Source organism: Methylobacterium sp. CM6247, from assembly GCF_054817925.1.
The window spans coordinates 184513-199436 of record NZ_JBTXKX010000003.1 but is presented as its reverse complement, the minus strand read 5'-3'; the positions used below and the strand labels follow the sequence as shown (position 1 = coordinate 199436).

Genomic DNA, 14924 nt, shown 5'->3' with positions numbered 1-14924 from the left:
GATTTTCCTCAAGGCCGTCGATCGTATCGCGGTCGGCGTGAGACGATATGGCCGAGAACAACGAGTTCATCCGCGAGGTCAACGAAGACTATCGCCGCGATCAGGTCGCCCGGATCTGGAAGCGCTACAGTGGTCTGATCATCGCTGTTGCGATTCTCGTCGTGGCCGGCGTCGGGGGCTATCGCTACTGGCAGCACGATCAGCGCGTTCGTGCGGAAGCGGCGTCGGAGAAGTTCGAGGCCGCCAATCGTCTCGCCAAGGATGGCAAGGGTACGGAGGCCGACAAGGCCTTTGAGGCGCTGGAAGCCGATGCACCGGGCGGCTACCGGATGCTGGCCCGGTTCCGCTCCGCCACCGAGACCACCAAGCGCGACGCCGCCGCCGGCGCGACCGAGTACGATGCGCTGGCCGCCGACACCAAGCTCAGCGATGGCCTGCGCGACCTCGCCCGCCTGCGCGCCGCCCTGATCCGACTCGACCAGCAGAATCCCGATACCGCGCTCGCCAGTCTCCAGGGGCTCGCCGCCCCGACCGGCGCGTTCCGCCACACCGCTCGCGAAATGCTCGGACTCGTGGCGCTGAAGCGCGGCGAATACGATGCCGCCGGGCGCTGGTTCGACCAGATCGTCGCCGATCCGCAGACGCCGGCGAACCTGCGCCAGCGTATCGAGGTCTATGCTGCCCTCGTGGCCGGCGGTCCGGTCACGGTGACCGCGGCTCCCGCTTCCGAGCCGGCCGCACCCCCGCCCGTGACGCGCTGAGCCGAATTTCGGCACGACGCCTGCACGACGAATTTCTCCGTACGACGACTGAATCGAGACCACCATGGACATGCCGACCGTCGCTATCGTCGGACGGCCGAATGTCGGCAAGTCGACCCTCTTCAACCGTCTGGTGGGCAAGAAGCTCGCCCTCGTGGACGATCGCCCCGGCGTGACCCGCGACCGGCGCGAGGGCGACGTCAACTTCGGCGGATTGGTGTTTCGCATCATCGACACGGCGGGGCTCGAACAGGCCGATGCCGATTCGTTGCTCGGCCGCATGCGCGCACAGACCGAAGCCGCGATCCTCGAAGCCGACGTCGTGCTGTTCGTCATCGATGCCCGCGCCGGCATCCTCCCCGCCGACCAGCCCTTCGCCGAACTGGTGCGCCGGGCCGGGTGCCCGGTGGTGCTCGTCGCCAACAAGGCCGAGGGCGGCACCGGCCTGTCCGGCGCCTACGAGGCGTTCTCGCTCGGCCTCGGCGACCCGATCCCGTTCTCGGCCGAACATGGCGAGGGCATCGGCGAGCTGCATGACGCACTCACCGAGGCTCTGCCCAAGCTCGACGACGAGGAGGAGGGATACGACGACGACCCGTCGAATCGCTCGTTGAAGGTCGCCATCGTCGGCCGCCCCAATGCCGGCAAGTCCACCCTCATCAACCGGATGCTCGGCGAGGAGCGCCTGCTCGTCGGCCCCGAGGCCGGCATCACGCGGGATTCGATCTCCCTCGACTGGGAATGGCGCGGGCGCCGCATCAAGCTCCACGATACCGCCGGCATGCGCCGCAAGGCCCGCATCGACGACAAGCTCGAAAAGCTCGCCGTGTCGGACGGCCTGCGCGCCGTGCGCTTCGCCGAGGTGGTGGTGGTGCTCCTCGATGCCACGATCCCGTTCGAGAAGCAGGACCTGACCATCATCGATCTCATCGAGAGCGAGGGCAGGGCCGTGGTCATCGGCCTCAACAAGTGGGATCTCGTGGCGGACCAGCCCGGCCTGCTGAAGAAGCTGCGGGAGGATTGCACCCGCCTGCTACCGCAGGTGCGCGGTGTCTCCGTGGTTCCGTTGTCGGGGCTTGCCGGTGACGGCATCGACGCGCTGATGAAGGCCGTGACCGAGACCTTCGAGGTCTGGAACCGCCGCGTCTCCACCTCCAAGATCAACGATTGGCTCAGCGCGGCGACCCAGCGCAACCCGCCGCCGGCGGTGGCCGGCCGCCGCATCAAGATCCGCTACGCCACCCAGGTGAAGAGCCGCCCGCCGCACTTCGCCCTGTTCGGCAACCAGCTCGACGGCCTGCCGAAATCCTACACGCGCTATCTCGTCAACAACCTGCGCGAGGCTTTCGACCTGCCCGGCGTGCCGATCCGGCTGTCCCTGCGCACCTCGAAGAACCCGTTCGACAAGGACAACAAGGGCTGAGCCTCACGACCCGCAGGTCGTTTCGCTCAGCCAGTCCACCACGTCGTCCAGTCCCTGGCGGTTGGTGCGGCCCTTCTCGCGCGCGGCCTCGAAAACGGCGATCTGGCGGTCGGCGCTGGTGCCCTTCGCCACGATGGTGCGGGCGCGCTCCACCTCCGCGCCGCAGCCGAGCGCATCGGCATCCGCATCGATGAGAGCCAGAACCTTGTCGAGGGCGTCGGCGAAGGGAAGGGCATCCTCACTGGTTTCGTCGATGATCTCGGCCTCGGTGCCGCTGCGCTGGGTGCGCCAGAGGTTTTCCTCGGCCAGGGCGAGAGAGACACCGTCGAGATCGGCGTTGAGGTCCGGCTGGCGCACGACGCAGCGCACGAGGCAGCGGAAGAGTGCCGCCACCGTGAGAGCATCCTCGAGCCGGGTGCAAGAATCCGCTACGCGAAGCTCCAGCGTGGGAAACTTGATCGACGGACGAAGCGACCACCACAGGAAGCTGGCATCCTGGATCGAGCCGGCCTTGGTCATGATCCGCAGGTAGCGCTCATATGCCTCCGGACCGGAGAAGAGCTGCGGCAACCCCGTTCTGGGCAATTCGCCGAAGGCACTCAGGCGGTAGGCGGTGAGCCCCGTCGGCTTGCCCTGCCAGAACGGGGACGAGGCCGAGAGCGCGAAGAGCAGGGGCTGGAACGGCAGCAGCCGGTTCATCAGGTCGATCCGGGCCGCGGGATCGGGCACTTCCACATGGACATGCATGCCACAGATCAGGCTGCGGCGGCCGGCGAGACCCACATCCTTGAGGATGCCGCGATAGCGCTCGCCCTTCGTCGGTAATTGCCGCGCCCAATCCGCCACCGGATGGGTGCCGGCGGCGAAGACCATAAGCTCGTGTTTTCTGGCCAGACGGCCGAGGGCATCGCGCTGCCCGGCCAGGATCTCTCGCGCCTCGCTGAACTCCGTGGAGGGCGGGGTGCAGACCTCCACCTGACACTGCAACATCTCGCGCCCGATCTCGGGCAGGCGCTCGCTCGCTTCGGTATGGAACGGCTTCACCGACCGCCGCGGCGTCCCTCGCGTCTCGGCATCGGCCAGGAAGTATTCCTCCTCGATGCCGAAACGGTAGCTATGCGCGGTCATGCCATCATCCTGCGAGCGACCTCCATCAACTCGTAGGGCGAAAGGTCGTTGCTCCTCAGCTTCGCAATGCGCCACCCACCAGCCAGGCCGGATCGAACCAGCGGTCGGCCTCGCCATCATAGGGCAGGCGGGTGATGTCCCAGTTCTGGATGTACTTGGCGTAAACGTTCCAGACCGTGATGCCGCCGCCGACGAAGATGCGCCGGCCCGGATAGCGCTTGAGCACCTCTTCCGGGTCCTCGTGGCTGCGGATGACGTCGATGGTGCGGTCCTTGAAGGCGAAGTCCGGCACGGAGGCCACGGTCTTCGGCCCGGCGATCAGCACGTGCCCCATGGTCAGCGCGAAGAAGCGCGTCACGTCCTCGACGAAGAGCGGATCGGTGTTGCCCTCCCAGGGCAGGTGCCCGTTGAGGCCCAACTGGCCGCGCAGGCCGATGGCGCAGATGCAGCGAACGTCGATCATGATGGAAACCTCGATGAAGGCGGGTCACTCCCGCCACCGACCTCATCCTGAGGTGCCGCAAAGCGGCCTCGAAGGAGGGCTCCAGACCGCACTGCGAGTCCTGGAGCCCTCCTTCGAGGCCTTCGCTTCGCTCCAGCACCTCAGGATGAGGTCGCGGGCAGGTTATGGGTGACAGAAAAGCTAAGCCGCCATCTGCGGCGTCAGCACCCGGTCGCTGGGGAAATCGTAGATCTTGCCCGATTGATCCCAATCCGGGCTCGCGAGACGCACGAAATGCGGTGCGAGGTCGTCCGGGGTCTTCAGTGTGGTCTCGTCTTCGCCCGGCATCGCCGCCTTGCGCATGGAGGTGCGCAGGGGGCCGGGATTAAGCAGCATGGCCTTGATCGGCGTGGTCTCGGTCTCCGCCGCGTAGGTGCGCACGAGGGCGTCGAGAGCGGCCTTCGAGACCGAGTACGGCCCCCAATAAGCCTTGCATTTCTGCGCGGCGCCGGAGGTGACGAAGATGGCGCGGCCCGCATCCGACCTCCGCAGCAGCGGGTCGACGGAGCGGAGCAAGCGCCAGTTGGCGGTGACGTTGATGTCCATCACCTGCGTCCAGGTCTTGGGCGTGACGTGGCCGAGGGGCGTCAGATTACCGAGGATGCCGGCATTGCCCACGACCACGTCGAGTTTCTGCCAGCGCTCGTAGATGCTCTGGCCGAGCCGGTCGATCGCGTCGAAATCAGTCAGGTCGAGGGGCACGAGCGTCGCGCTCGATCCCGCCTGCCGGATTGCGTCGTCCAGCTCTTCCAGCGCCCCTTGCGTCCTGGCGACGGCCACGATGTGCGCGCCGGCCTCTGCGAGGGCCAGAGCCGCCGCCCGGCCGATGCCGCGCGAGCAGCCGGTGACGAGGGCGATGCGGCCGTCGAGGAGCTTCGTCATGGGTCGGATCAATCCGCTTCGGCGAGCATCGCGAGACGCTTCGGCCCGGCGATGGCGAGGTCGGTCAGGCCGGTCGGGTAGTCGCCCGTGAAGCAGTGATCGGTATATTGCGGGCAGGATTCATTCCGGCTCTCCTCGCCCATGGCCTTGTACAGCCCCTCGATCGACAGGAAGGCCAGGGAGTCCGCGCCGATATAGCGGCGCATGCCTTCGAGGTCGTGGGTGGCGGCGAGCAGCTTCTCGCGCTCGGGCGTGTCGATGCCGTAGAAATCCGGATAGGTGATCGGCGGCGAGGCGATGCGGAAATGCACCTCCTTGGCACCGGCCTCGCGCATCATCCGCACGATCTTCACCGATGTGGTCCCGCGCACGAGGCTGTCGTCCACGAGGACGATGCGCTTGCCTTCCACCACGGCGCGGTTGGCCGAATGCTTCATCCGTACGCCGAGTTCACGCACCGACTGGGTCGGCTGGATGAAGGTGCGCCCGACATAATGGTTGCGGATGATCCCCATCTCGAAGGGCAGGCCGGTCTCCTGCGCGAAGCCGAGGGCTGCCGGCACGCCGGAATCCGGCACCGGGATCACCACATCGGCGGCGGTGGCGGATTCGCGGGCCAGTTCGTGGCCGATATTCTTGCGGACGGAATAGACGCTCTTGCCGTTCACTACGGAATCCGGCCGGGCGAAGTAGATGTACTCGAAGATACAGGGGCGCATCGGCTGCGACGGCGCGAACCGGATCGATTCGATGCCCTCTTCGGAGATGACGACGATCTCGCCGTTCTCCACGTCGCGGATGAACTTCGCGCCGATGATGTCCAAGGCACAAGTTTCCGAGGCGAGGATGTAGCGGCCGTCGAGTTCGCCGATGACCAGCGGGCGGATGCCGAGGGGGTCGCGGGCGCCGATGAGCTTCTTGTTGGTGAGCGCGACGATGGCGTAGGCGCCCTGGACCTGCCGCAGGGCTTCGGTGAAGCGCTCGACGATGAGGGGCGCGCGGCTGCGGGCGGCGAGGTGCAGGATCACTTCCGTGTCGGAGGTCGACTGCGTGATCGCGCCGTCGCGGACGAGGTCGCGGCGGATGGAGAGGGCATTGGTGAGGTTGCCGTTATGGGCCACCGCGAGGCCGCCGCTGGCGAGTTCGGCGAAGAGCGGCTGGACGTTGCGGAGGATCGTGCCTCCGGTCGTCGAGTAGCGCACGTGGCCGATGGCGGCCGAGCCTTCGAGGTGCTCGATGGTGGAGCGGTCGGAGAACGAATCGCCGACGAGGCCGGGCCGGCGTTCGGAATGGAAGATGTGCCCGTCGAAGGAGACGATGCCTGCCGCCTCCTGGCCCCGGTGCTGGAGGGCGTGGAGGCCGAGCGCCACGATGGCGGAGGCGTCCGGATGGCCGAAAATGCCGAAGACGCCGCACTCCTCGCGCAGCGTGTCCCCGTCCCGGTCCAGCCCATCCACCACGTCGACCGAATGGCGGGCGCTCGCGCTGCGTGCTGACATCTGGTTCTGCGATCCTAAGGTGGCCCGCCGCTGCCGGTTTCGGCACCGTCCACGGACCGGCTTGCATCCTGCGACCGTTTTATGACGACGGCCGCTTCCTGCAAGAAGCCGTCATTTAGTCGGCCTTGGTTCCGCAACCAAGCGGCTTGCCACGCAGATCAGACGCGCTGCGTGAGAAGGTCAGCGTCGTGCGGGCGACTCCGTCCGGCGTTGCGCGGGCGCCGTATCGCCCTCACCGGCCGGCTCGACCGGGTCCGCCGTGCCGTCGCCCTTGGCTTTCTTGAACTGCTTCAGGAACCCTTCCGGGTTCTCCGGCAACTGGGCCACCAGCGCGTCGCCCGATTTCTCGAGCATCGGGCGGCTGCGAGCCTGCGCCGCCCAATCGGGCATCTTGCCCTGAACCAGCCAGGCCAGGAACACCCAGCCGATCACGCAGATGAGGAATCCGCGCCCCGCGCCAAAGACGAAGCCGAGGGACCGGTCGATCGCGCCGATGCGCGAATCGAGGATCATGTCGGAGACCTTCACCGTGATGATCGACACGATGACGAGGGTAAGGAGGAAGATGGTGGCGATGGAAGCCACCAGCGCCACGGTGGCATTGGAGACGTGCTGGCTCACCGTGGGCAGCAGCAGGGGATAGAGCTTCCACGCCACTGCGGCGGCGGCGACCCAGGCGACGATGGCGAGAACCTCGCGCGTCGCGCCGCGGACGGCGGCCAGAAGGGCCGAGATGACGACGATGCCGAGAACGGCCAGATCGAGAACGGAAAACGGCATTGATTGGTATGGTCGCACGGGGCAGAGGGGCTGACGATGGCCTGCTCGTGCGGCTCCCCCTCGCCGCCGCGCCTGTATATCGTGCGGAAACTCGGCCGTCACCCTCCGGTACGCCCTCCCTTCGCGGGCCTCACTCGTCGTCTTCGTATTCGTATCGCGCTGGGTTGCGCTCGGGCCGGCCGCGTTTGGGCGCGCCGCTGGCGATGCCGGCCACGAGATCCGCAATGTGGCGCAGGGCTTCCGTGGGTAGGGAATTGTCGCCGACCTCGTTGCGCCCCTGTGGCGTGACGGCTTTGGCGAAGCCGAGCTTCACCGCTTCCTTCAACCGCGACGGTGCCTGCGCCACCGGGCGGATCGCTCCCGAGAGACCGATCTCGCCGAAATAGACGGTCTCGCCCGGCAGGGCCGCGCCCGACAGCGACGACACCAGGGCGGCTGCCACCGCGAGATCCGCCGCCGGTTCGGTGATGCGCAGGCCCCCTGCGACATTGAGATAGACGTCGTGGGTGCCGAGCCGGATGCCGCCATGAGCCTCCAGCACGGCGAGCACCATGGACAAGCGGTTGGGATCCCATCCCACCACGGCGCGGCGCGGCGTGCCGAGGGAGGAAGGCGCCACCAGGGCCTGGATCTCCACCAGCAGGGGCCGCGTGCCCTCCATGCCGGCGAAGACCGCGGTGCCCGGTGCCGCATGGTCGCGTCCCGCGAGGAAGAGCGCCGACGGGTTGGGCACTTCCGCGAGGCCCCGATCGGTCATCTCGAACACGCCGATCTCGTCGGTGGGGCCGAAGCGGTTCTTCACCGCGCGCAGGATACGGAAGTGATGGCCTTGGTCGCCCTCGAACGAGGCGACGGCATCGACCATGTGCTCCACCACGCGGGGCCCGGCGATCTGACCGTCCTTCGTCACATGGCCGACGAGGATCACCGCCGTCCCGGTGGTCTTGGCGAAGCGGATCAGCGATTGGGCCGAGGATCGGACCTGGGTCACCGTGCCGGGGGCGGATTCCACCGTCTCCGTCCACATGGTCTGGATCGAATCGATGATGGCTAGGGCCGGTGGGCGCCCCTGGCTCAGGGTCTCGACGATATCCTCGACATTGGTCTCGGCGGCGAGATCCACCGACGAGCTCGACAGGCCGAGGCGCTCGGCCCGCAGCCGCACCTGCGCCACCGCCTCCTCGCCGGAGATGTAGACCACGCGCTCACCCGTCCGCGCCATGGCGGCGGTGGCCTGCATCAGCAGGGTCGACTTGCCGATTCCGGGATCGCCGCCGAGCAGGATCACCGAGCCGCGCACGAAGCCGCCGCCGGTGACCCGGTCGAGTTCGCCGATGCCGGAGGGAATGCGCGGGGCCTCGCGGGCCTCGCCGGTGAGCCCTTCCAGAGGAAACACGCGTCCCCGCGCCCGGCTCGGCCGCGTCTTGACCGGCCCGGCCTGCGGGCCGCTCGCGCCCGTTTCCTCGACGATCGTGTTCCAGCCGTTGCAGGCTTCGCAGCGCCCGCGCCAGCGATTGTAGACGGCGCCGCAGGATTGGCAGACGAAGGTCTGGTGGATCTTGGCCATGATCGCCTTTTGAGGAAGCACGGACGACAGTCTGCGGCCATCCAACCCGCGCCCTCATCCTGAGTTGACCGCGCCAGCGGGCCTCGAAGGAGACCTCCAGGGCCGGCGGCGCCATCTGGAGTTCTCCTTCGAGGCCTACGCTTCGCTTCGGCACCTCAGGATGAGGCGGTGGATTTGGAATCGCCGGATCAGTCGGTAGACTCTACATAACGACGAACATATCGTGAACCAAGGCCGGTCAGGATTTCGTAGCCGATGGTGCCGGCGGCGTGGCCTACACTGTCCACATCGAGGGAATCACCGATGAGAACCGCCTGTTCGCCGCGCCGGGCGCTGGGCGCATCGGTGACGTCGAGGATGATGAGGTCCATTGAGATCAGGCCGACGATGGGGCAGGGCACCCCGCCGACGAGGGCATGGCCGCGACCGCTCGCCGAGCGCGGATACCCGTCGGCATAGCCGATGGAGAGGGTGGCGAGCCGTCGCGGACCGGGAGCGGTCCAGCGGGAATTGTACCCGGCGCTGTCCCCCGTCTCCACGTCGCGGATCTGGGCGATCCGCGCGTCGAGGCGGACGACCGGCCGCATCGGGTTCGGGCGTCCCGGCATCGGGTTGCCGCCGAACAAGGCGTAGCCCGGCCGGAGCATGTCGTTCGCGATGCCTGCGCCGAGATAGCAACCGGAAGAATTGGCGAGCGAACCCGGAATGCCCGGAAAGGCGCGGCGTACCGTGTCGAAGTCCTCGCACTGGCGTCGGTTGATCGCCTCGTCCGGCCGTTCGGCGCTGACGAGATGGCTCATCAGCAGGTCGATCCCCGCCGCTGGGATGATCGGGTCTCCGGCGAGAGCCAGGGCTTCGGGGACTGTCAGGCCGAGGCGGTTCATGCCCGTATCGATGTGAAGGGCCGCGGCGAGCGGTCTCCCCGCCTCTGCACCCAGCGCCGCCCATTCCTCGAGTTCCTCGCGCGACCCGAGGACCGGGCGCAGGGTATGTGCGGCGAGGATGGGGCCGCTGCCGGGAGCCAGGCCGTTGAGGACATAGATCGTCGCTTCCGGCAGGAGCGACCGCGCGATGATCGCCTCGCTCGCATGCGCGACGAAGAACGTCCGGCAGCCGGCCTGCCACAGGACCGGTGCGACCAAGGCCAGGCCGCAGCCATAGGCGTCGGCCTTCACCACGGCGGCGCAGGGGATATGCGGGGCCTGCGCGCCGAGCCGGCGCCAGTTCTCGGCGATGGCCGCGAGGTCGATGGTGAGGCGTGCGCCGTGGATGGCGGCCTCCGGATGAGCGATCGACATTGCAGGATCTCGTTCGAGCGCGGTGATGGGGCAGTCTCCGCTGCCTGCAAATCTCATGTGAGGAAGCGGAGTCTACCGTCTCTCGCAGGGTGGACCATAGAGTCGACGGTCTCTGTAGCGCCCTTCGCTCCTCAGGGCGGCGCTAAAGGATTTACATCCGCTCTTTCAAGCGGGCCGCGTCCATCTCAGCCTTGTGGCGAGAGGTTAGGAGCGGGGGTGATTGGGGGTCCCTCGATTGGCTGAGGCTAGGGGACCGATCCCCGCCTCCAACTCCTCCCCACAAGAAGGAGGAGGGTCACCCTCACTCGGCGGTATGGAACCGATTACATGCGCTCCGGCATCCGGTCTTCGCTGGCCAGATCCGAGAAGCGCGTGATGTTGGCGTCGAACTGCAGCTCCACCGTGCCGGTGGGGCCGTGGCGCTGCTTGCCGAGGATGACTTCGGCCTTGCCGTGGACGCGGTTCATCTCCGCCTCCCAGGCGAAGAATTCCTCGGTGCCTTCGCGCGGCTTCTTGTTGTTGACGTAATATTCCTCGCGGAACACGAACATCACCACATCGGCGTCCTGCTCGATCGAGCCCGATTCGCGAAGGTCGGAGAGCTGCGGGCGCTTGTCGTCGCGATTCTCCACCTGACGCGAGAGCTGCGACAGGCCGATGATCGGCACCGCGAGTTCCTTGGCCAGCGCCTTCATGCCGGTGGTGATCTCGGTCATCTCCTGCACGCGGTTGTCGCTGCGCTTACCCGAACCGGAGAGCAGCTGCAGATAGTCGATGATGAGGAGGTCGAGACCCTTCTGGCGCTTCAGGCGGCGGGCGCGGGCGGCGAGCTGCGCGATGGAGATGCCGCCGGTCTGGTCGATGTAGAACGGGATCGTCTGCATGTCCCGGGCGGCATCGGTGATCTTGTAGAAGTCCTCCGGCCGGATGTCGCCGCGGCGGATCTTGTAGGACGGCACGCCCGATTGCTCGGCGATGATGCGGGTCGCCAGCTGCTCGGCCGACATTTCGAGGGAGAAGAACCCGACGATGCCGCCGTTCTTGGTCTCGATCCGCCCGTCGGGCTGCTTCTCGCCCCGATAGGCCTTTGCGACGTTGAAGGCGATGTTGGTCACCAGCGAGGTCTTGCCCATGGCCGGGCGGCCGGCGAGGATGATCAAGTCGGAGGATTGCAGACCGCCCATCTTGGCGTCGAGATCCGACAGGCCGGTGGCGATGCCCGAGAGCTTGCCGTCGCGCTGGTAGGCCTTGGCGGCCATGTCCACGGCGGCAGTCAGCGCATCGGAGAATTTCTGGAAGCCGCCATCGTACTTGCCCGATTCGGCGAGCTCGTAGAGCCGGCGCTCGGTGCCCTCGATCTGGTCGCGGGGCGAGGATTCCACCGGCGCCTCATAGGCGCCGTTGACCAGATCCTCGCCGATGGTGATCAGCCGGCGGCGGATGGCGAGATCGTAGATGGTGCGGCCGTAATCGCCCGCATTGATGACGGTGGTCGCTTCGGCGGCGAGGCGGGCGAGATACTGCATCACCGTCTGGCCACCGAGATCGGCGTCACCGAGATAGGTCTTGAGCGTGATCGGGGTCGCGAGCTTGCCGACCTTGATCAGCGAGGCGGCGACCTCGAAGATCTTGCGGTGGACGTCCTCCATGAAATGCTCGGGCAGGAGGAAGTCCGAGATCCGGTAATAGGCGTCGTTGTTGACGAGGATCGCGCCGAGCAGCGCCTGTTCCGCATCGATGTTGTGGGGCGCGACGCGGAACTCCTGCGTGACGCTCTGTAGGTTTGCCGTCAGGGCGTTGGGCAGGGCCATGGGCTGACTCGAGGCTCCGACTTCTTCGACACCGCGCGGCGATTCCGTCGCCGCATCATTCCGCTACCGCACGACCATGGCCCAGGCATGGTTAGCCGAACCTTAGCCGAATCGCGCGACGCGCCTTTCGCGCCACCCTCTCACCTCATCCTGAGGTGCCCGCTTCAGCGGGCCTCGAAGGAGGGCTCCAGAACCCACCGCGCGAACTGGAGGCCTCCTTCGAGGCCTCCGCTGCGCTCCGGCACCTCAGGATGAGGTGGCCGGGTGGGACGGAGTGCGTGTGACCGAACACGAAAAACGCCTGCCACCCCTTTCGGGATGACAGGCGCTATGCTGGAACAAATCAGGAACCAGTCAACCCCTTCGGGCGACGATCCCCGTTCTCCACCGGTCGTCGAGGCAGCTTACTCGCGGTCGTCGCCGGCCTCGGCGAGAGCGGCGCCGACTTCGAGGCCGAGGTCGTCGAGGTTGAACGCCTCACGCTCGGTGGTCGATTCGCCGCGGGCCTGACGCTCGGCCTCTTCCGGCGAACGGGCGACGTTGACGGTGACGGTCACCTCGACCTCGGGGTGCAGCACCACCGGCACGTTGTGCAGGCCCAGCGTCTTGATCGGCTGGTTGAGGGCGAACTGATCGCGGCCGACGGTGAAGCCCTCGGCGGTGACGACTTCGGCGAGATCGCGGGTGGAGACCGAACCGTAGAGCACGCCGGTCTCGCCCGACTGGCGGATCAGCACGAAGCTCTTGCCCTCGAGGGTCTCGGCGACGGACTGGGCCTCGGTCTTGCGCTCCAGGTTGCGGGCTTCGAGCTGCGCGCGCTGGGTCTCGAAGTGCTTCTTGTTGCCGGCGGTGGCGCGCAGGGCCTTGCCGCGGGCGAGAAGGAAGTTGCGGGCGTAGCCCGGCTTCACGTTCACGGTCTCGCCCATCTGGCCGAGTTTGGCGACGCGCTCGAGGAGGATGACTTCCATGATCTTGGTCCTTGCTGGGGTTGGGTGTGTCGAGAGAGATCCGGCCGCGTGACGCGGGAGACGGGCCTCAGGTTCGTCCGGCGTCTTCCTTGGGACGGCGCCGGTTGAAGGCGGTGTCGGCGAGGCCGAACAGCGTCAGGGCGAAAAGGGCGACGCCCTGCGTGAAGAACAGGATCAGATAGAGCCCGAACAGGAGGGCCATGCGTCCGGGCCGGCCACGGCTGCGGTCGTGGAAGGCGGCGAGGCCCTGCATGGCGAAGGCGGCGGTCAGCGCACCGATGAGGCAGACGCCGAGGACGCCCGGATAGCCGGGCACCAGGGCCAGCACGAAGGCCGCTCCCAGGATGCCGAGGACGGAGCGCGGCATCGCGGTGGAGGGGATGTCGGGCCAGGGCCGAGGCAGGCGGCCGGAAATGCGCACGATCCGGCCCGCGGCCCAGAGATAGAAGGTGAGCAGCACGGCAAGACCCTGCGTCGCCAGTCCGGGGGCGATCGTCGCCAGGGCATCGGCCACCGCGTTCTGCTGGTCGGTGCCGGGTTCGGCGGAGGGCGTCGTCTTCGCATCCGATTCTGGCTGAGTCGCTGGCGTCTCCGTGGGCGGGGCATTCTCTACCGGCGCGGGATTCTCCGTCGTCGAAGGGGTTCCTGCAGGTGCAGCGGCGGGGGGCGTCGCACGGGTCTTGCCCTGCATCGTCACCAGCGTGCGCGTCATCCCGCGCAATTGGGTCTGGAAAGTCTCGAAGTTCGGCGACGCGATGACCGCGATGGCGACGAAGGCGAGCCCGGCCGTGCCGGCGGTCCAGGCGAGAAGCCGCCCGGTCGGGTACCATTCCATGGTGCCGCCGGCATTCGGGCGGCCGAGCAGGGCGAGATAGGCCAGCCACCAGGCCGGCAGCGCCAGATAGGCGAGGAAGCCGAGGCCGAGGAAGGGCTGCAGAAAGGAGAGCGCGATGGCGCCCGTGATCGCAGCGACGAGGGCTGCCTTGTGGCTCCAGCCGAGGCCCACGATCAGGATCGGGAGCGGGGCGAGCAGATAGAGAAGGATCGACAGCAAAGTGCCCTTCAGCAGGACGCCGAAGAGGAGTGCGGAGACGAGGCCCGCGCCGATGCCGATACCGAGAAACTGTGTCATCGATCCCGCTGTCCCGCTGTCCCGGAAAAGGGCAGGGTTAGAGGCGTTTCATTTCGCCCCAACGACGTCCGGCAGCGCGCATGCGGCCGATACGAAGAATGTTTCCGCCGACCTGTGGCAGCGGAAGTGAAGATTCTGCGCCGCCGCGCGGGCGGCAGGCGTCCTGGCCCGGATCGAACCGAGCCAGGACGATGGTCTTACTTGATCACGTAGGGGAGGAAGCCGAGGAAGCGGGCGCGCTTGATCGCCTGGGCGAGTTCACGCTGCTTCTTGGCCGACACCGCCGTGATGCGCGACGGCACGATCTTGCCGCGCTCGGAAACGTAGCGCGACAGGAGCTTGACGTCCTTGTAGTCGATCTTGGGAGCGTTCGCGCCCGAGAACGGGCAGGTCTTGCGACGACGGAAGAAGGGACGACGTCCGCCGCCCGCACCACCACCACCAGCGGCAGGAGCCGCACCAGGTCCAGCACCGAAACCCATGGCTTAGTTCTCCCCGCCGAAGCTGCGCTCGGGACGGTCGCCGCGATCACCGCGGTCGCCACGATCCCGGTCGCCACCGAATCCACCACCACCGAAGCCTTCGTCGTCACGACGACGGCCGCGCTCACGATCCTTGCGGTCGTCGCGGTCGCGCTTCTGCATCATCGCCGACGGCTCGGACTCGAGCTCTTCGACGCGGACGGTCATGAAGCGCAGGACGTCCTCGGAGATCTGCATCTGGCGCTCCATCTCGGCGAGAGCCGCCGGGGGGGCGTCGACGTTGAGGAGCGTGAAATGCGCCTTGCGGTTCTTCTTGATGCGGTAGGCGAGGGACTTCACGCCCCACATCTCGATCTTCTCGACCTTGCCGCCATTGGCTTCGATGACGCCCTTGTAGGTCTCGACCATGGTCTCGACCTGCTGGGCCGTCACGTCCTGGCGCGCCAGGAAGACGTGTTCGTAGAGAGGCATAACGGGCCCTTCATAGCAAAAGGGGCCCGACGGCACGGATGTGCGGATGTCGATCGTCGGGCCGGTTCAACGCGTTTCACCCGGCGCCAAGCCCTTCGAGCCGTTTGAAGGCCCGAGCGGTTGATCGAAGGCGGAGACACGGGACGATGGAGCGAACTCCGCATGCCGGACAAGCCGGCACCGTCCGTTCAGCCCCCAGCCGGAGCGAACGCGAGTTGCG

At 67.2% G+C, this 14924-nt stretch carries 14 protein-coding genes; 2 read left to right on the top strand and 12 right to left on the bottom strand.

The window, feature by feature from the left end:
• The first annotated feature begins 47 nt into the window (after positions 1-47).
• Positions 48-761, top strand: a complete 714-nt coding sequence (locus ACYQOP_RS01775; RefSeq protein WP_311274113.1) for a tetratricopeptide repeat protein — start codon at positions 48-50, stop codon at positions 759-761.
• A 64-nt stretch (positions 762-825) separates the two neighbouring features.
• Positions 826-2184: a ribosome biogenesis GTPase Der gene (gene der / locus ACYQOP_RS01770; RefSeq protein WP_056432361.1), complete on the top strand. Its 1359-nt coding sequence runs from the start codon at positions 826-828 to the stop codon at positions 2182-2184.
• Positions 2185-2187: 3 nt separating this feature from the next.
• Here the strand turns inward: der and ACYQOP_RS01765 are convergent, their stop codons facing one another.
• The 12 genes from ACYQOP_RS01765 to rpsF all read right to left on the bottom strand — a co-directional run bounded on the left by ACYQOP_RS01765 (position 2188) and on the right by rpsF (position 14704).
• Positions 2188-3312, bottom strand: coding sequence for a carboxylate-amine ligase (locus tag ACYQOP_RS01765; RefSeq protein ID WP_461220880.1), 1125 nt, complete (start codon positions 3310-3312; stop codon positions 2188-2190).
• A 55-nt stretch (positions 3313-3367) separates the two neighbouring features.
• Positions 3368-3775, bottom strand: a complete 408-nt coding sequence (locus ACYQOP_RS01760) for a dihydrofolate reductase (protein ID WP_056432367.1) — start codon at positions 3773-3775, stop codon at positions 3368-3370.
• A 180-nt stretch (positions 3776-3955) separates the two neighbouring features.
• Entirely contained in the window at positions 3956-4696 is a 741-nt protein-coding gene (locus ACYQOP_RS01755) for an SDR family NAD(P)-dependent oxidoreductase (RefSeq protein WP_461220879.1), read from the bottom strand.
• 8 nt (positions 4697-4704) lie between these two features.
• Positions 4705-6195 carry an amidophosphoribosyltransferase gene (gene purF / locus ACYQOP_RS01750; protein WP_207413181.1) on the bottom strand — a complete coding sequence of 497 codons (1491 nt, stop codon included), beginning with the start codon at positions 6193-6195 and terminating at the stop codon, positions 4705-4707.
• Positions 6196-6375: 180 nt separating this feature from the next.
• Positions 6376-6975, bottom strand: coding sequence for a CvpA family protein (locus tag ACYQOP_RS01745; RefSeq protein ID WP_419951895.1), 600 nt, complete (start codon positions 6973-6975; stop codon positions 6376-6378).
• Between the two features lie 130 nt (positions 6976-7105).
• Entirely contained in the window at positions 7106-8542 is a 1437-nt protein-coding gene (radA, locus tag ACYQOP_RS01740) for a DNA repair protein RadA (RefSeq protein WP_461220878.1), read from the bottom strand.
• 188 nt (positions 8543-8730) lie between these two features.
• Entirely contained in the window at positions 8731-9840 is a 1110-nt protein-coding gene (gene alr, locus ACYQOP_RS01735; RefSeq protein WP_461220877.1) for an alanine racemase, read from the bottom strand.
• A 323-nt stretch (positions 9841-10163) separates the two neighbouring features.
• Positions 10164-11651, bottom strand: coding sequence for a replicative DNA helicase (locus ACYQOP_RS01730; RefSeq protein WP_056254796.1), 1488 nt, complete (start codon positions 11649-11651; stop codon positions 10164-10166).
• Positions 11652-12055: 404 nt separating this feature from the next.
• Complete coding sequence (gene rplI, locus ACYQOP_RS01725; protein WP_056140488.1) at positions 12056-12619, bottom strand: 50S ribosomal protein L9; 564 nt, start codon at positions 12617-12619, stop codon at positions 12056-12058.
• Positions 12620-12686: 67 nt separating this feature from the next.
• Entirely contained in the window at positions 12687-13751 is a 1065-nt protein-coding gene (locus ACYQOP_RS01720; RefSeq protein WP_461220876.1) for a hypothetical protein, read from the bottom strand.
• A 197-nt stretch (positions 13752-13948) separates the two neighbouring features.
• A complete protein-coding gene (gene rpsR, locus ACYQOP_RS01715; protein WP_056253899.1) occupies positions 13949-14233 on the bottom strand; it encodes a 30S ribosomal protein S18 in 285 nt (94 codons plus the stop codon).
• Positions 14234-14236: 3 nt separating this feature from the next.
• The gene (gene rpsF, locus ACYQOP_RS01710) at positions 14237-14704 is read right to left on the bottom strand and encodes a 30S ribosomal protein S6 (RefSeq protein ID WP_018045048.1); all 468 of its coding nucleotides are present in this window, start codon (positions 14702-14704) and stop codon (positions 14237-14239) included.
• Between the last annotated feature and the right edge of the window lie 220 nt (positions 14705-14924).